The sequence below is a fragment of the Pseudonocardia kongjuensis genome (assembly GCF_039526905.1).
Lineage (GTDB): Bacteria > Actinomycetota > Actinomycetes > Mycobacteriales > Pseudonocardiaceae > Pseudonocardia > Pseudonocardia kongjuensis.
Window position 1 is genome coordinate 8,749 of record NZ_BAAAJK010000013.1, and the last position, 15,206, is coordinate 23,954.

The following is a 15,206-nucleotide window of genomic DNA, read 5'->3' on the forward strand; positions in this document are numbered from 1 at the left end:
GAAGTCGCCCCGGTCGACGCCCTCGGCGATCACCGACCGGAACAGCTCCGGGAACTGCCTGCGGATCGCGACGATCTCGTCCAGGTGCTCCGGGCCCAGCGCTGCCAGCTCGTACTGGCACACCCGCGCCGCGACGTGGTGCCGGGCGTGCCAGGACACGAACCGGGCCACCACCGCCCGCAGCCGGGCCGGCGGGTCGTCGAGCCCGGCCGTCACCTCGGGCGCGGAGACCGCCTCCAGCGCCCGCAGGTGGCCGCGCCGGGCGATCTCGAACAGCACGTCCTCCTTGGAGCGGAAATGCACGTACAGCGCGGCCGGGCTCAGCCCGGCGCCGGTCGAGATGTCCCGGGTCGTCGTGCCGGTGAAGCCCCGCCGGGCGAAGCAGTGCACGGCGGAGGTGAGCAGCGTCCGGGCGACCGGCGCGAGATCGTCCCCCCAGAGCCCGGCCGCCGGATCCGCGGCGTTCCGCGTCATGTCGTCCCCTCCACCGCACGTACCCACCGTGTTCCTTGACACATCTAGCAGATCCACTGACTATGCGCTCAGTCATCAGCGCCGTCGCCGCCGGAGGAATCCCCCATGCCCCGTGAGATCAGCACCATCGTCAGCGGCCTGACCTACACCGAGTGCCCGCGCTGGCACGACGGCCGCCTGTGGTTCGTCGATTTCTACACCCACCAGGTGCTCTCGGTCGCCGAGGACGGCAGTGACCAGCGCCTCGAGGCCGAGGTCCCGGAGCAGCCCTCCGGGCTCGGCTGGCTGCCCGACGGCAGGCTGCTCGTGGTGTCCATGCGCGACGCCCGGGTGCTCCGCCGCGAGCCCGACGGCACCCTGGTCACCCACGCCGACGTCTCCGCGCACACCGGCGGGCACCTCAACGACATGGTGGTCGACGCCCGGGGGCGCGCCTACGCGGGCAACTTCGGCTTCGACCTGATGGGCGGCGCGCCGCTGGAGACCGCGTCACTGGTCCGGATCGACCCGGACGGCTCGGTCGCCGTCGTCGCCGACGACCTGTGGTTCCCCAACGGCAGCGTGATCACCGACGACGGCACGCTGCTGGTCAACGAGACCTTCGGCAACCGGATCACCGCGTTCGACATCGCCGAGGACGGCTCGCTGAGCGGCCGCCGGGTGTGGGCCTCGTTCGGCGAGCTGCCGGACCGCGACGTCGAGAAGGCGCTCGGCCAGATCGCGGTCGCGCCGGACGGCTGCGGGCTGGACGCCGAGGGCGCCCTGTGGGTCGCCGACGCGCTCAACGCCCGGCTGATCCGGGTCCGCGAGGGCGGCGAGATCGTCGACACGATCGAGACCGGCACCGGGGTGTTCGCCTGCATGCTGGGCGGCTCCGACGGGAAGACCCTGTTCGCCAGCGTCGCGCCGGACTTCCACGAGGAGGCCCGCCGCAACGCCCGGGAGGGCGCCGTGGTGGCGGTCCGGGTCGAGGTGGGGCACGGCGGCACCCCCTGAGCGACCGCGCCCGGGCCCCCACGGGTCCGGGCGCCTGCCGGGTGCGCTACGGTTCAGCACGCAGATCGCACCGGGCACGGTGCGAGGCGTGCGGACGTAGCGCAGCTGGTAGCGCATCACCTTGCCAAGGTGAGGGTCGCGGGTTCGAGTCCCGTCGTCCGCTCCACATCCCGGGACCGGTCAGGGCCGCCATCCGTTGCGGTGCCGGGCGAAACCGCCCTCCGAGGCGATCACCTGCCCGGTGATCCAGTAGGCCTCGTCGGTGCAGAGCCAGGAGATCAGCCGGGCCGGGTCGTCCGGCTCCCCGAAGCGGCCGAACGGGAACATCTCCGCCATCGCGCGGAACGCCTCCGGCCCCAGGTAACCGGTGTCGACCGGCCCCGGATTGACCGTGTTCACCCGGATCCGCCGGTCCGCCAGCTGATCGGCCAGGGTCAGCGTGATCCCGGCGACGGCCGCCTTCGCGGCCGCGTAGGCGACCTCGCCGGGCATAGGCCCCTCCGCCTGGCCGGAGGTGAGCAGCACGATCGCGCCGCCGGGGCGGTCGTCGTCGTGCGCGTTCGCGTACGCCTGGGCCAGCAGGATCGACGCCCGCGCGTCCACCGCCCAGTGCCGGTCCAGCTCCTCCCCCAGCTCGCCCAGCGGGCCGTCGGACCCGGACAGCGCCTGGTTCGCGACCAGCACGTCCAGCGGTCCGACGAGCGCCCGGGCGGCGTCCACCAGGCGCTGCGGCCCGGCCGGATCGGCCAGGTCGGCGTGCACGTCGGCGACCACCGCGCCGTCCGCCGCGCGATGGCCGCGCACCTCGGTGACGGCGGCGCCGACGTCGTCGGCGCCCCACTCCTGGGCCGCGTCGTGCGGCGCGAAGTGGTGCACGACGACGCTCGCGCCGTATGCGGCGAGCCGGCACGCGGTCGCGTGCCCGATCCCGCCACGCCGGCCGGCGCCGGTGACGAGCGCGGCGCGGCCGCGCAGGGGCATCGGGTCCCGCCGCAGACTGCTCACCACACCGGCCTACCGGACCCGGCGGGCGCCCGCGACCCGGTTTCGCCGGCCCGGCCGGTCCGGGACCGGCCCGGCGTGGCACGGCGCAGGCCCGGCGGGGCCCGGCGCCGTCACAGCCACCGGGGCAGCTCCGGCAGGTCCGGGCAGTGCGGCGCGCGGCCGACCAGCCAGGCCGCGGCCAGCGGCACCGGCAGCTCCACCTTGTGCCGCTCCCCCTTCCCCGGCAGCTCGTGCAGCGTGCGCGGGGTGCGCAGCACCGCCGGCGGCCCGCTGCGCGTCGACCGCCAGGCCACCACGTCCTCGATCAGCGCGACCAGGAAGTCCCCGGGGAGGTCGGCGAACCGGACCCCCGCGTCGAGATCGACGGCGTGGATGCAGGTCTCCCGGGCGCGCAGCCAGATCGTCTCGGCCGCCCGGACCGTGCGGCCCTGGGCGGTCACCACCGGCTCCGACCAGGCGTCCGCCGGCATCGTGTCCATCGCCGCGGACAGCCGCTCGGCGGTGTCCCGGACCCGGTCGGGCAGGTCGGCGCGCAGCGCACCGGACTCGATCTCGGCGGCCCGCTGCTCCGGGGAGGCGTACATCGGGTTCTCCACCCCGGTGCGCGCCCAGTCCAGCAGCCGGCCGAGCGCCTCGGCGTTCGACGCGACGTGGGCCAGCAGGTGCCGCCGGCTCCAGCCGGGCAGCGCACACGGCCGGTCCAGCGCGGCGTCGTCGAGGGTGTCGAGGGCGCCGAGCAGCAGCCGGGTCCCCTCGTCGGCCCAGGTGCGGGCGGCGGACGCGGTCGCCGCCGTCACGCCGGCACCGGTGCGGCCGCGGCGACCGCGTTGCGCTGCGCGCCGAGCCCGCGGATCGCGGTGCCCAGGACGGCGCCGTCGGTCAGGTAGCGGCGCGGCTCGCGGGCGTGCCCGACGCCGCCCGGGGTGCCGGTCGCGATCACGTCGCCCGGGTTCAGGGTGACGATCGAGGAGATGTAGGAGATCAGCGCGACCGGGTCGAACACCAGGTCCGAGGTGTCGGCCCGCTGCACGGTCTCGCCGTCCACGGTGCAGCTCAGGTCGAGCGCCGGGCGGACGCCGCCGGGCAGCTCGTCCGGGGTGACCAGCTGCGGGCCGAGCGGGGTGGTCGCCTCGAACGTCTTGCCCTGCAGCCACTGCACCGAGCGGTACTGCCAGTCCCGCATGGTCACGTCGTTGAGCACGGCGAACCCGGCGACGGCCGAGGCCGCCTCGGCCTCCGACGCCCGGCGCACCCGGCGGCCGACGACGACGGCCAGCTCGGCCTCCCAGTCGACGGCCGACGAGGCGGCGTCCAGCTCGATCACGTCGTCCGGGCCGATCAGCGCCTCCGGGAACTTCGCGAACAGCGTCGGGTACTCGGGCAGCTCCCGGCCCATCTCCAGGATGTGCGAGCGGTAGTTCAGCCCGACGCAGAAGATCTTGCCCGGGTGCGGGACGGCCGGGGCCAGATCGGCGCCGGCCAGGTCGTGCCGCGGCCCGTCGGCCGAGGCGGCGCGCGCCTCCCACATCGGGTCGGCGAGCAGCGCGCCGAGGTCGGGGGCGCCGATCTCGACGGCGGTGTCGCCGTCGATCCGGGCCGCCCGGGTTCCGGCGGCGGTCCGCAGGGTGGTCAGTCGCATGGGATGTTCCTCTTCCTTCTCTGGTGGGTTTCAGGGGTTGCCGAGCTCGACCCGGTCGAGGTGCAGGCGTTCGAGGATCGGCGCGTCGGAGAACCGGAACAGGTCCAGTCCGGTCACCGCGGTCACCGTCAGCGGCACCCAGGACGGGACCGTGACCAGGTCGCCGCGGTGCACCGGCCACTCCCGGTCACCGACCCGCACCGTGCCCTCGCCGTCGAACACCTGCCAGACCGACGAGCCGACCTCGCGGCGGGTCGCCGTCCGGGTGCCGGCCCGCAGCCGGTGCATCTCGGCGCGGATGGTGGGGAGCACGTCGCCGCCGGTGACCGGGTTGCTGAAGCGCACCGCGGCGTGGCCTGCCTCCAGCACGCCGGGGCGGCCCTCGTCGGCCAGCGCCAGCTGCTCGCGCAGCGCGGCGTCGGTGTGCTCCCAGCGGTAGGCCGCGATCGGCGAGCACCGGGTCTCCCCGGTGACGCCGACCGGCCGCAGGCCGGGATGGGACCACAGCCGCTCCGAGCGGGAGCGGGCCGGCGCCGACCGGTCCGGCACCTCCTCGGGGCCGTCCTCGAAGAACCCGGAGCCCATGTGGTGGGCGAACGGGATGTCCAGCCCGTCCAGCCAGGCCATCGGCGCGTCCGACCGGTTGTGGTGGCCGTGGAAGCGCCAGCCGGGGGTCAGCAGGAAGTCGCCACGGCGCATCGCGACCGGGTCGTCGTCGACGACGGTCCAGACACCCTCGCCCTCGACGACGAACCGGAACGCGTTCTGCGCGTGCCGGTGCACCGGGGCGTCCTCGCGCGGGTTCAGGTACTGGATCGCCGCCCACAGCGTCGGCGTCGCGAACGGTGCCCCGCCCAGCCCCGGATTGGCGAGCGCGATCGCACGGCGCTCGCCGCCCCGGCCGACCGGCACCAGATCGCCGGAACGCTGCGCCAGACCCAGCAGCTCCGACCAGCACCACCGGTGCGGCACCGCCCGCGGCCGCGGCGACGGCGGCATCAGGTCGCCGATCTCGGTCCAGAGCGGGACCAGCGACTGCCGCTCGAAGCCCCGGTAGAGCTCGGAGAGCGCGGGGCCCGGTTCGGGCTGACCGGGTCCGCCGGTGGCGCGCAGGGACACCGGCGAGGCGTGGACGGTCATGCGGGGACTCCTTCCGGGCGGGGCTCGCCCACCGGACGGCGGATCATCAGGAGGACGGCCCCGGCCGCCGCCGCGGCCAGGGCGAAGATCAGGAAGTTGGCGTTCACGCCCAGGCCCGCGGCCAGCAGCAGGCCGCCGACCTGCGGCGCGGCGACCGCACCGATCCGGCCGACGCCGAGCGCGACACCGAGCGCGGTGCCGCGCATCGCGGCCGGGTAGCGGCCGGCGACCATCGCGATGATCAGGCACTGGGTGCCGTGCGTGCCGATCCCGGCGAGCACCAGCGCCAGGTAGGACCCGGCCACCCCCGGGCCGGTGAGCAGCACCAGCAGCCCGGCCGAGGCGAGCAGGCAGGCGGCGACACCGGTCCCGGCCGCGCCGAACCGCACCGCGACCGCGGCGGCGAGCACCGAGCCGGCGACCGCGCCGAGATTGAGCGCGAGCAGGAAGCCCAGCGCCGGCCCGAGCTCGAACCCGGCGGTCCGCATCAGCTGCGGCAGCCAGGTGCCCAGCCCGTACCAGGTGAACAGGGTGGCCGCGGTGGCCACCGCGAACAGCACGGTCGGGCGCAGGTAGGGGCCACGGAACAGCTCACCGGGGCCGGCCGCCGCCGGGGTGGCGGTGGCGGGCTCGGGTGGCACGCCGTACCGGGCCTCGACGATCTCGGCCTCGGCGATCCGGCCCCGCCCGCGCAGCCAGGCGGGCGACTCGGGCAGCCGGAACAGGCACACCGGGACGACGAGCACCAGCGCGAGCAGCGCGATCCCGAACATCGGCCGCCAGCCGGCGGCCGGCAGCACGCCGATCCCGACCAGCGCCGCGATCGATCCGCCGATCGGGATCCCGGACATCATCAGGGTCGCCACCACCGGCCGGTAGCGGGCGGGGACGAACTCGGCGCCCAGCGCACTCGCGGCGGGCACCAGCCCGCCCAGCCCGAGCCCGGCCAGCAGCCGGAACAGTCCGAACACGACCGGGCCGGGCGCCAGGCCGCAGATCGCGGTGCACACCGAGAACACCACGGTGCAGGCCAGGATGGTGCGCCGGCGGCCGAGCCGGTCGGTGAGGAAACCGGCCAGCAGCGCGCCGACGAGCATGCCGACGAACGCGAGGCTGCCGATCAGCCCGGCGCTGCCGGGATCGAGCCCCCAGCCCGGCTCCTCCAGGAGCGCGGGCAGCACGGTGCCGTAGACGATCAGGTCGTAACCGTCGAAGACGATCAGAAGCCAGCAGAGCAGCGTCACCGTGGCCGCCGCCCCGTGCCGAGACGTCACTGTCATGCCCCGGACGGTATGAGGATTCTGCAAGACGGGCGATAAGATTCTGACATGAAGAATCGGCCCGCGTACGGCATCGACTCGGTGGACCACGCCCTGCGCCTCGCGACCCTGCTCAAGCAGGAGGGACCGCTGCGTGTCATGGAGGCCGCCGAACATCTCGGCGTGGCCCGCTCCACCGCACACCGGCTGCTCGCGATGCTGGTCTACCGCGACTTCGCCGAGCAGGACGACGACCGCCGCTACCTCGCCGGGCCCGCACTGCGGCATCCGTCGGCGCCCGAGCCGGTCGCCGACCTGCGCCGGATCGCGGAGCCGCACCTGCGCGAGCTGACCGCGCGGACCGGCGAGACCACCAGCGTCACCGTGACGGTCGGGCACCGGACCCGGTTCGTCGCGACCGTGGAGTGCACCCAGGTGCTGCGGGTCGGCGACCGGGCCGGCCGGGTGCTCCCGGCCCATCTGGCGTCCGGTGGGAAGGCCGCGCTCGCCACCCTGCCCGACGACGAGGTGCGGGCCCGGCTGGCCGCCCCGGACGCGACCGAGGCAGGCCCGGTCGACGTCGAGGCGCTGCTGCGGGAGCTGCGCCGGTGCCGGCGCCGCGGCTACGCGCTGAACGAGCAGGCGACCGAGTCCGGGGTGACCGCGATCGGTCGCGCGGTGGACGGTCCGCCCGGCGCGGTCCCGGCCGCCGTCGCGATCGCGATGCCGACCGTCCGGTTCCGGCGGGACCGGGTCGCCGAGCTCGGTGCCGAGCTGGCGGCCGCGACCGGCCGGATCGGGACCGAGTGGGCGGTGGAGGCGGCGGGGTACCGGACCGGCTGATCCGGCATCGGCGCCCTCCGCCGACGCCCCGGGCGGCGGCCTGGGCGGCGACCACGGGCGGCGACCACGGGCGGCGACCTGGGTGCGACCACGGGTGGCGGAGCCGCCCCGCGCGACGCTCCGGCCGGGGTGACGGGCGCCCGCCGGTCCGGCTACCGACCGCCGGCCGGGGCGGGGCTGATCGCGCAGCGCAGCCGGGCGGGCAGCGCCATCGGGTCGGGCGCCCCGCCGCCCTGCAGCCAGCCGGTCACCACCCGCACGTCGAGGGTGCTGCGGACCGGGCCGACCGCGACCACCGGCGACGTCGCGCGGCTCCGGTCCGGCACGCAGCCCTGCACGAGCAGCATCAGGCCCGGCCGGCGGCCGGCGCAGACGGCGGGGCCGAGCCGGCAGCCGGCGGTGACGAGCATGCCGTGCGGGCTGTCCCGCACCACCGCGCGCAGGCCCTCGAACAGCACCTCGTCGATCCCCGGCAGCGCCGCGACGACGCCGCCACCGACACCACCGCCACCGACACCACCGCCACCGCCACCGCCGACAACACCACCGCCGCCGACAACACCACCGCCGCCGTCACCACCGCAGTCGCCGACACCGCCGTCGCCGTCACCACCGCACCCGCCGACACCGACACCGGGACCGGGACCGGGATCGCCGTCGTCGTCGAAGCCGGAGGGCATGTGCGCACAGGACCCGCACCGGACCACCGTGAAGCCATCCATGGACACCTCCTGCAAACCGGAACCATTGTCGTTTAGAGTTCACGGTAGCAGTCGTCGACGCAGGAGGAACCCCGTGAAGCCCGGCATCCACCCCTCGTACGGTCCGGTCGTCTACCAGGACATGTCGACCGGCGACCGGTTCCTGACCCGGTCCACCGAGACGTCCCGGGAGACCGTCGAGTGGTCCGACAGCAACTCCTACCCGCTGGTCCGGGTCGACATCACCGCGGCGTCGCACCCGTTCTGGACGGGCAACACCCGGGTGCTCGACGCCGCCGGGCAGGTCGAGAAGTTCCGCCGCCGGTTCGGTGAGCGCAAGCGCTGAGCACGGCCGGACGGGCGGCCGCGGGGTTCCGCGACCGCCCGTCCCTGAGCCCGGTCTCGCACCGGGTGGTCCTGCCCGGGATCAGCCGGCCCGGCTGATCTCCGTCATCTCCTCGCGCGGGATCACCTTGATCCGCTCGCGGCCGCGGGCCTCGCCCAGACCGCGCTCGTGCTTGTCCAGGGTGAGCCAGCCGTCCCAGGTGGTGAACGGGACGCCGCGCCCGGCCAGCAGCGCGTCGACCGCCTCCGGATCGCGCTGCGCGGCGCGGGGCAGGCCGTCGGCGTCGGCCAGCAGGCTGCCGACGGTCTCCGAGGCGCAGCCCTTGGTGTGCCCGATCAGCCCGACCGGGCCGCGCTTGATCCAGCCGACGGCGTAGACGCCCGGATGGCCGGCCACCCGGCCGGCCTCGTGCGGGACGACGCCGCGTGCGGCGTCGAACGGCAGCCCGGCGAGCTCGGACCCGGTGTAGCCCACGGCCCGGTAGACCGCACCGACCGGGTACTCGGTGTACACCCCGGTCCCGCGCACGGATCCGTCGCCGGTGTACTCGGTGCGCTCGACCCGCAGACCGGTCACCCGGTCGGTGCCGAGCACCCGGTCCGGCCGCGCGAAGAAGTGCAGGTGCACCCGGCGCGGATCGCCGCGGCGGTCGCGGATCGCCCAGTCCTGCAGGATCTTCACCACCATCTGGACGTGCTTGGTGGCGCGGATGTCGGCCATCGAGCCGTCGTCGAACTCGACGTCCTCCGGATCGACGACCACCTCCAGGCCGGGCACGTGATCGAGCTCGCGCAGCTCCATCGGGCTGAACTTGGCCTGCGCGAGACCGCGCCGGGCGAACACGTGCACGTCGGTCGCCGGATTGACGGCGAGACCGGCGTGCACCGAGTCCGGGATCTCGGTGGAGAGCATGTCCTCGGCGGACTTGGCGAGCACCCGGGCGACGTCGAGCGCGACGTTGCCGGCGCCGATCACGGCGACCGACGACGCGTCGAGGGTCCACTCGCGACCGACGTCGGGATGGCTGTCGTACCACCGCACGAACTCGGCGGCGCCGTGGCTGCCGGGCAGGTCGATGCCGGGGACGTCCAGGTCGCGGTCGCGCTCGCAGCCGGTCGCGACGATCACCGCGTCGTAGTGCTCGCGCAGGTCGTCCAGGGTGAGATCGGTGCCGTAGTGGACGTTGCCGAACAGCCGCACGGCCGGGTTGTCCAGCACCCGGTGCAGGGCGTTGACGATCTGCTTGATCCGCGGATGGTCCGGGGCGACGCCGTAGCGCACCAGGCCGAACGGCGCGGGGAGCTTCTCGAACAGGTCCACCGCCACCTCGGCGTCGGACTTGATCAGGGTGTCGGCGGCGTAGATCCCGGCCGGGCCGGCACCCACCACCGCGACGCGCAGCGCGTTCATCGTTCTCCTCGGGGTCGACGACCCCCGAGCGTAGATGAGGTAAGCCTTACCTTATTATGACGAAGGTAACACGATGCGCGGCAACAGGTCCGGGAAGTGGCCGCCGACCCGCTCGGAGTGCCGCCGCCACTCGCGCGGGTAGCCGAGCGAGACCTCGACGAACGGGACGCCGTCGACGGTCACCGTCCGCGGGATGTGCAGGTGCCCGTGCACGACGGCCTTCGCCCGGTAGCGCCGGTGCCAGTCGGCGGTCGCCGTGGTGCCGCACCACAGCGCGAACTCGGGATGGTGCAGCACGTCGCAGGGCTCGCGGACCAGCGGCCAGTGGTTGACCAGCACGGTCGGGAGGTCCTCGTCGAGCCCGTCGAGCCGGGCCGTCGTGGTCGCCACCCGGGCGACGCTCCACGCCTCCCGGGTCGGGTACGGGTCCGGGTACATCAGGTGCTCGTCGGTGCACACCACCCCGGCCGCGTACGCGGCGGCCAGCCCCTCGGCCGAGGTGGACGTGCCGGCCGGCAGGAACGAGTAGTCGTAGGGCACGAACAGCGGTGCGACGACGGCCGGCCCGCCCGGCCCGTCCCACACCGGGTACGCGTCCTCCGGGGTGTGCACGCCGATCTCGCGGCAGCGGCGGACCAGCTCGTCGTAGCGGGCGACGCCGGCGAGCTGCTCGACCTCCTCGGCGCGGGCGTTCCTGGCCCGGGTCCAGAGCTCGTGGTTGCCGGGCGTCCAGAGCACCGTGGCGAACCGCTCGCGCAGCGCGGCCAGGGTGCCGGCGACGCCCTCGATGCGCTCGTCGACGTCGCCCGCGACGATCAGCCAGTCGTCCGGGTGCGCCGGGGCGAGCGCGTCGGCGATCGTCCGGTTCTCGGCGTGACGGACGTGCAGGTCGCTCACCGCGAGCAGGCGCGGGCCATCCGGGGCGGACACCTCACCAGTAGTACCCGCCGGGCCGGCCCGGATCGGACCGGGCCGGCCGAAAAGTTCCTTACCGCGAGTAGCTTACTGCCGGTAGCCTCGGTCCCGAGCTCGACGACGAGGACACGACGCGGGAGGTCGGCATGGCGGGATCACGCGGGGCGCGGCGCTGGGTCCGGTGGGTGCTGCGGCACGGGGCGGTGCGGCGGGAGGTGTCCCGGCAGGCCGCCAGGGGTGACCTGGGCGCCCGGATGATCATCGAGCCGGACGCGGTGCGCGACCCGTACCCGCACTACGAGGCCCTGCGGTCGCAGGGCCGCCTGGTGCGCTCGGCGCTGAGCTGGACCACCGTCGACCACGAGATCACCACCGAGGTGCTGCGCAGCCCCGACTTCTGCGTCGGCCTGCGGATGCCGGAGAACGCACCCGGGCTGCTCAAGGCGGCGCTGCGGGCCGGGGGGAGCTGGCCGCTGGGGCCGGCCGAGCCGCCGTCGCTGCTCGCGATCGACCCGCCGGACCACAACCGGATCCGCAAGCTGGTCACCCGCTCGTTCAGCGCCAAGGCGATCACCCGGCTGCGCGGCCGCACCGAGGAGGTCGCGGCCGGGCTGCTCGACGACATGGAGTCCGGCCGGGCCCGCTCCGGCACGCACCGGCGGGCCGACGTCGTGGCGCAGTACGCCTCGCTGCTGCCGGCCACCGTGATCGCCGAGATGCTCGGTGCGCCGCTGTCCATGCGCGAGGACTTCCTGCGCTGGGGCGAGGGCGGCGCCTACTCGCTCGACATGGGCCTCACCTACCCGATGTTCCGGCGCTCGGAGCGGGACATCGACGCGCTGGCCGACTGGATGGCCGGCCACTTCGAGGACCTGCGCCGCAACCCGAACGACAGCATCCTGTCCTCGCTGGTCCAGGCCTACGACGAGGAGGAGGGCCGGCTCACCCACGACGAGCTGGTGTCGCTGGCGCTGCTGCTGCTCGCCGCCGGGTTCGAGACCACCGTCAACCTGATCGGCAACGGCACCCGGCTGCTGCTGGCCCATCCCGACCAGCTGGAGCGGCTGCGCGCCGATCCGTCGCTCTGGCCGAACGCCGTCGACGAGATCCTGCGCTTCGACTCCCCGGTGCAGCGCACCGGCCGGGTCGCCGCCCGGGACACCGAGGTGTGCGGCTTCCCGGTCAAGCGGGGTGCGCTGGTGCTGACCCAGCTCGGCGGGGCCAACCGGGATCCGGCGGTGTTCACCGATCCCGGGCGGTTCGACGTCGGCCGGGAGAACGCCGACCGGCACGTCGCGTTCAGCCAGGGCATCCACTACTGCCTGGGCGCCGCGCTGGCCAAGATGGAGGGCGAGGTCGGCCTGCGGGCCCTGTTCGACCGCTATCCGGACCTGCGCTCCGACGGGCCGGCGGAGCTGCGCGGGACCCGGGTGCTGCGCGGCTACCGCAGCCTGCCGGTCCGGCTCGGCGAGGCCCGCAGCGACGTGCAGGAGCCGGTCGCCTGAGCCGGCTCAGATCCGGGTGGACGCGCTGGTCACGGTCGTCGTGACCAGGCTGATGATCGCCATGCCGATCACCAGGTGGATGACGCCGGTGGCGATCCGGACGGTGAGCGGCTCGGTGGAGAACGCCAACGGGTAGACCGTGGCCACCGCGGTGAGCAGGCCCGCGATCCAGCCGAAGTACGCCATCGGGCTGGGCACCGCGACCAGCAGCAGCTGGGCGAGCCCGGTCGCCGCCAGCGCGGCCAGCGCGGCGGCGATCGCGAGCTGGACGGCGCCGTCCCAGCCGCCGATGATGTCGCCCTCGATCGGCGCCAGGTACGGGATCTGCAGCAGCACCCGCACGATCAGGAACCCGACCATCGCGATCAGCGCGGCGATCACCGCGGTCGCGACGCCGCCGGCCCACAGCCGGCCCGCCTGCACGGCCGGCCGGCGCGGGGGGTGGGGATCCCGGCTCATCTCACGGGTCCGGTCGTCCTCGGACATCGTCGTCTCCCCCGGGTGTCGCGCTGGTCTGTGGATCGGGCGGGTGGATCGCACGAGGAGTGTGACGCATCCGTGCGGAGCACGCGTGATCACCCGGCGTGCCCGGCACGTTACGCCGCGACCCGGCAACGTGGAACCAGCCGTACCGGCAACCCGCGGGACTCGCACCGATCGTGGCCCCACGTCCGCCGAGATGCAGCTCAGCGGGCCGGGCGGCGCTGCGCGGCCCGCTGAGCTGCATCTCGGCGAGGACGGCCGGGTCAGCCGCGCGGCGGGCCCGGCGGGCGGACCAGCCGGTCGAGCAGCCGGTCGGCCTCCGCGGCCGGATCCGTGGTGAGGCCGGCGTGCACCGGGCCGGGGGCGACGATGGTGCTGCGCGCCGTCGTCAGCCTGCGGAACCGGCGCCCGATGTCCTCCCCCGCACCCGGGCCGCGGGCGGCGAGCGCGCCGGTGGCGTGCCGGTCCGAGCGCGGCGGCTCCGGGACCGAGGCGACCGCCGCGATCGTCGCGAGCAGGTCGTCGACGGCGTCGGCGTCGCAGTGCGGGTCCAGCGCGGCGAGCCGGGCCCGGTCCAGCTCGACCCGGACCACCAGGGCGTCGTGCGGGCGGCAGTACAGCAGCACCCCGGCGTTCATCGTCTCGCCGCGCTCGATCCGCGGGACCACCCGCAGCAGCGCGTACTCGTAGCCGACCGGACCGCTCACCGGCCGGCCCCGCCGATCCGCAGCCACGACGGGTGCCGGGGCTCCCGCTGCACCGGTCGCGGCCGGCCGGCCGCGACCGTCCCGGCCACCCCCGGCAGCCAGGCGGAGCGCTGCGCGACCCGGTCGAGCAGGGCGCCGCGGTAGCCGGCCCGGACCGCGTCCGGCGAGCCGAACCCGTCGGTGCCGTCCAGCCACTCGTCGGGCACCAGCGCCAGCACGCCGTCCAGCAGCTCAGCGGTGACCAGCGGGGCGAGCGCGGCGTCGGCGGCGGCCAGGTCCGGGTGCGCGCCGAGCAGCACGTGGTCGCCCGCGTCGAACGGCCGGGCCGGGAACCGGGCCACCGAGCCCCAGTCGTGGGCGAAGGTCAGCGTCGCGCCGTGGTCGATCAGGTACGGGCTGCGGTGCCACAGCAGCATGTTCGAGTTCCGCCAGGACCGGTCGACGTTGCCGACCAGCGCGTCGAACCACAGCACCCGCCCGGCGAACCCGGGGCCGACGTCGAACGCCAGCGGGTCCAGGTCGAGCGCCCCGGGCAGGAAGTCGATCGCCAGGTTCAGCCCGGCGGAGCGCCGGAGCAGCTCCTGGACCTCCTGGTCCGGCTCGGAGCGGCCGAGGCCGCCGTCGACGGTGATCGTGGCGATCTCCGGGACCGGCAGGCCGAGCGCGCGGGCCAGCTCCCCCGCGACGATCTCGTTGACCAGCACCGCCCGGCCCTGGCCCGCGCCGGTGAACTTGACCGCGTAGCTGCCGAGATCGTCGGCCTCCATCAGGCCGGGCAGCGATCCGCCCTCGCGCAGCGGGAGCACGTAGCGGATCGCCGTGACATGACGCAGGCCCCGCTCGGGCGGGGCCGGTGGGGAGGACACGGCGCGAGGGTAGTGCGGCGCGCCGGGCGGTCGCGATCCAGATGCGCGACCGCCCGCACCCCGTGGCGTCGGGGTGCGGGCGGGTGGTGGTTCACCGGCCCGTCCGGCGTCGGGGTGCGCGGACGGGCCGGGAGGTCCGGTGTGCTCAGACCGAGACGGTCTGCCGCGGGATGGCCTGGGTCTGCTCGATCCGGCGCTCGGCGTGCTTCGCGAGCAGCTCGTCCGCGCTGAACCGGCCCGGGCCGGAGACCATGAAGGCGAGCAGCCCGCAGATGATCACGCCGACCAGCGCCCAGCCGTTGTCGGCCATGAACAGGCCGTGCTGGCCGTGCACGAAGTAGATCGCGCCCGCCATCACGAACACCATCAGCGCCGACGGCACGACCATCCGCAGGCCGAGCAGCAGCGAGGCGGACAGCACCAGCTCGACGACGATCGTGAACGAGGCCGCCGCGATGGCCAGCGGGATGCCGAACTTGCTGAACACCGCTGCCGTGTCGAACAGGCCGGCGTCGACCTTCATCCAGGCGTGCATCACCAGGATGTAGGCGAGCAGGACACGGCCGACGAGCAGGACGACGTCGCGCGGGGTGCCGGTCAGGGAGCGGTACACGGTGCCTCCAGGGTGCGGACATGATCACGTCGGGTGACACGGTGATCACTGAATGCACAAGAGCCTAGGAGATCAACCGCCTTGCGCCACCCGGTCCAGCGACTCTGCGCGACGAGCTGACCGCATCGCGCGACGAGTGTCGTTGCACTCACACCTCGTCGTGCGGCGCCCGCCACGACCGGGCGATCCGGCGCCGCGACCGGTCCGGACGCCGCCGAGCGGCCCGGGCGGTTCCGCATCGCCGCTGGTCACAGGCACGGAACGTGCACGGTGTCGGCGGCCGGTCACCCGTCTGCCCCAGTAC

The 15,206-nt window shown here is 74.8% G+C and carries 17 protein-coding genes and 1 tRNA gene; 5 read left to right on the forward strand and 13 right to left on the reverse strand.

Annotated features, from left to right (window positions below; genetic code table 11):
• Positions 1-474: TetR/AcrR family transcriptional regulator (locus ABD160_RS16565; RefSeq protein WP_344023351.1), on the reverse strand; the 474-nt coding region annotated here is incomplete at its 3' end.
• Positions 475-579: 105 nt separating this feature from the next.
• On the opposite strand from ABD160_RS16565, the gene ABD160_RS16570 reads away from it, so the two are divergent.
• Positions 580-1,470, forward strand: coding sequence for an SMP-30/gluconolactonase/LRE family protein (locus ABD160_RS16570; RefSeq protein WP_344023353.1), 891 nt, complete (start codon positions 580-582; stop codon positions 1,468-1,470).
• Positions 1,471-1,560: 90 nt separating this feature from the next.
• Positions 1,561-1,636 (forward strand) — tRNA-Gly (locus ABD160_RS16575).
• Between the two features lie 14 nt (positions 1,637-1,650).
• On the opposite strand, the gene ABD160_RS16580 is transcribed toward ABD160_RS16575, so the two are convergent.
• From ABD160_RS16580 to ABD160_RS16600, 5 genes are all read right to left on the reverse strand, one after another.
• Complete coding sequence (locus tag ABD160_RS16580; RefSeq protein WP_344023355.1) at positions 1,651-2,475, reverse strand: SDR family oxidoreductase; 825 nt, start codon at positions 2,473-2,475, stop codon at positions 1,651-1,653.
• A 110-nt stretch (positions 2,476-2,585) separates the two neighbouring features.
• Entirely contained in the window at positions 2,586-3,272 is a 687-nt protein-coding gene (locus tag ABD160_RS16585; protein WP_344023357.1) for a maleylpyruvate isomerase family mycothiol-dependent enzyme, read from the reverse strand.
• Entirely contained in the window at positions 3,269-4,114 is an 846-nt protein-coding gene (locus ABD160_RS16590; RefSeq protein WP_344023359.1) for a fumarylacetoacetate hydrolase family protein, read from the reverse strand. The genes ABD160_RS16585 and ABD160_RS16590 overlap by 4 nt, the downstream gene beginning before the upstream one ends.
• Before the next feature lie 30 nt (positions 4,115-4,144).
• Positions 4,145-5,254: a cupin domain-containing protein gene (locus ABD160_RS16595; protein ID WP_344023361.1), complete on the reverse strand. Its 1,110-nt coding sequence runs from the start codon at positions 5,252-5,254 to the stop codon at positions 4,145-4,147.
• Positions 5,251-6,534: an MFS transporter gene (locus ABD160_RS16600; RefSeq protein WP_344023363.1), complete on the reverse strand. Its 1,284-nt coding sequence runs from the start codon at positions 6,532-6,534 to the stop codon at positions 5,251-5,253. Before ABD160_RS16600 ends, ABD160_RS16595 begins: the two co-directional genes overlap by 4 nt.
• A gap of 48 nt (positions 6,535-6,582) precedes the next feature.
• Here ABD160_RS16600 and ABD160_RS16605 point away from each other — a divergent pair, with 48 nt between their 5' ends.
• Complete coding sequence (locus ABD160_RS16605; protein WP_344023365.1) at positions 6,583-7,356, forward strand: IclR family transcriptional regulator; 774 nt, start codon at positions 6,583-6,585, stop codon at positions 7,354-7,356.
• Between the two features lie 152 nt (positions 7,357-7,508).
• Here the strand turns inward: ABD160_RS16605 and ABD160_RS16610 are convergent, their stop codons facing one another.
• On the reverse strand, positions 7,509-8,078 hold the full coding sequence (locus ABD160_RS16610; protein ID WP_344023367.1) for a hypothetical protein: 570 nt from the start codon (positions 8,076-8,078) through the stop codon (positions 7,509-7,511).
• Positions 8,079-8,151: 73 nt separating this feature from the next.
• On the opposite strand from ABD160_RS16610, the gene ABD160_RS16615 reads away from it, so the two are divergent.
• Positions 8,152-8,403 carry a type B 50S ribosomal protein L31 gene (locus tag ABD160_RS16615; RefSeq protein WP_344023369.1) on the forward strand — a complete coding sequence of 84 codons (252 nt, stop codon included), beginning with the start codon at positions 8,152-8,154 and terminating at the stop codon, positions 8,401-8,403.
• A gap of 81 nt (positions 8,404-8,484) precedes the next feature.
• On the opposite strand, the gene ABD160_RS16620 is transcribed toward ABD160_RS16615, so the two are convergent.
• Together ABD160_RS16620 and ABD160_RS16625 are read right to left on the reverse strand one after the other, a co-directional pair.
• Complete coding sequence (locus tag ABD160_RS16620; protein ID WP_344023371.1) at positions 8,485-9,813, reverse strand: FAD-dependent oxidoreductase; 1,329 nt, start codon at positions 9,811-9,813, stop codon at positions 8,485-8,487.
• Positions 9,814-9,867: 54 nt separating this feature from the next.
• Positions 9,868-10,743: a metallophosphoesterase family protein gene (locus ABD160_RS16625; RefSeq protein ID WP_344023373.1), complete on the reverse strand. Its 876-nt coding sequence runs from the start codon at positions 10,741-10,743 to the stop codon at positions 9,868-9,870.
• A 131-nt stretch (positions 10,744-10,874) separates the two neighbouring features.
• On the opposite strand from ABD160_RS16625, the gene ABD160_RS16630 reads away from it, so the two are divergent.
• Positions 10,875-12,233: a cytochrome P450 gene (locus ABD160_RS16630; protein WP_344023375.1), complete on the forward strand. Its 1,359-nt coding sequence runs from the start codon at positions 10,875-10,877 to the stop codon at positions 12,231-12,233.
• A 6-nt stretch (positions 12,234-12,239) separates the two neighbouring features.
• Here the strand turns inward: ABD160_RS16630 and ABD160_RS16635 are convergent, their stop codons facing one another.
• The 4 genes from ABD160_RS16635 to ABD160_RS16650 form a co-directional block, all read right to left on the reverse strand.
• Entirely contained in the window at positions 12,240-12,719 is a 480-nt protein-coding gene (locus ABD160_RS16635) for a DUF6069 family protein (protein WP_344023377.1), read from the reverse strand.
• A gap of 260 nt (positions 12,720-12,979) precedes the next feature.
• Positions 12,980-13,423, reverse strand: coding sequence for a DUF3037 domain-containing protein (locus tag ABD160_RS16640; RefSeq protein ID WP_344023379.1), 444 nt, complete (start codon positions 13,421-13,423; stop codon positions 12,980-12,982).
• Positions 13,420-14,289, reverse strand: coding sequence for a HipA family kinase (locus tag ABD160_RS16645; protein ID WP_344023381.1), 870 nt, complete (start codon positions 14,287-14,289; stop codon positions 13,420-13,422). Before ABD160_RS16645 ends, ABD160_RS16640 begins: the two co-directional genes overlap by 4 nt.
• Positions 14,290-14,434: 145 nt before the next feature.
• A complete protein-coding gene (locus ABD160_RS16650) occupies positions 14,435-14,902 on the reverse strand; it encodes a DoxX family protein (RefSeq protein ID WP_344023383.1) in 468 nt (155 codons plus the stop codon).
• Between the last annotated feature and the right edge of the window lie 304 nt (positions 14,903-15,206).

Excerpts from the sequence above, each read along its gene's own strand:
- ABD160_RS16630 (WP_344023375.1), top strand. The coding sequence starts at position 10,875 with ATGGCGGGATCACGCGGGGCGCGGCGCTGGGTCCGGTGGGTGCTGCGG.
- ABD160_RS16570 (WP_344023353.1), top strand. The coding sequence starts at position 580 with ATGCCCCGTGAGATCAGCACCATCGTCAGCGGCCTGACCTACACCGAG.
- ABD160_RS16595 (WP_344023361.1), bottom strand. The coding sequence starts at position 5,254 with ATGACCGTCCACGCCTCGCCGGTGTCCCTGCGCGCCACCGGCGGACCC.
- ABD160_RS16590 (WP_344023359.1), bottom strand. The coding sequence starts at position 4,114 with ATGCGACTGACCACCCTGCGGACCGCCGCCGGAACCCGGGCGGCCCGG.
- ABD160_RS16635 (WP_344023377.1), bottom strand. The coding sequence starts at position 12,719 with ATGTCCGAGGACGACCGGACCCGTGAGATGAGCCGGGATCCCCACCCC.
- ABD160_RS16610 (WP_344023367.1), bottom strand. The coding sequence starts at position 8,078 with ATGGATGGCTTCACGGTGGTCCGGTGCGGGTCCTGTGCGCACATGCCC.
- ABD160_RS16620 (WP_344023371.1), bottom strand. The coding sequence starts at position 9,813 with ATGAACGCGCTGCGCGTCGCGGTGGTGGGTGCCGGCCCGGCCGGGATC.
- ABD160_RS16605 (WP_344023365.1), top strand. The coding sequence starts at position 6,583 with ATGAAGAATCGGCCCGCGTACGGCATCGACTCGGTGGACCACGCCCTG.
- ABD160_RS16600 (WP_344023363.1), bottom strand. The coding sequence starts at position 6,534 with ATGACAGTGACGTCTCGGCACGGGGCGGCGGCCACGGTGACGCTGCTC.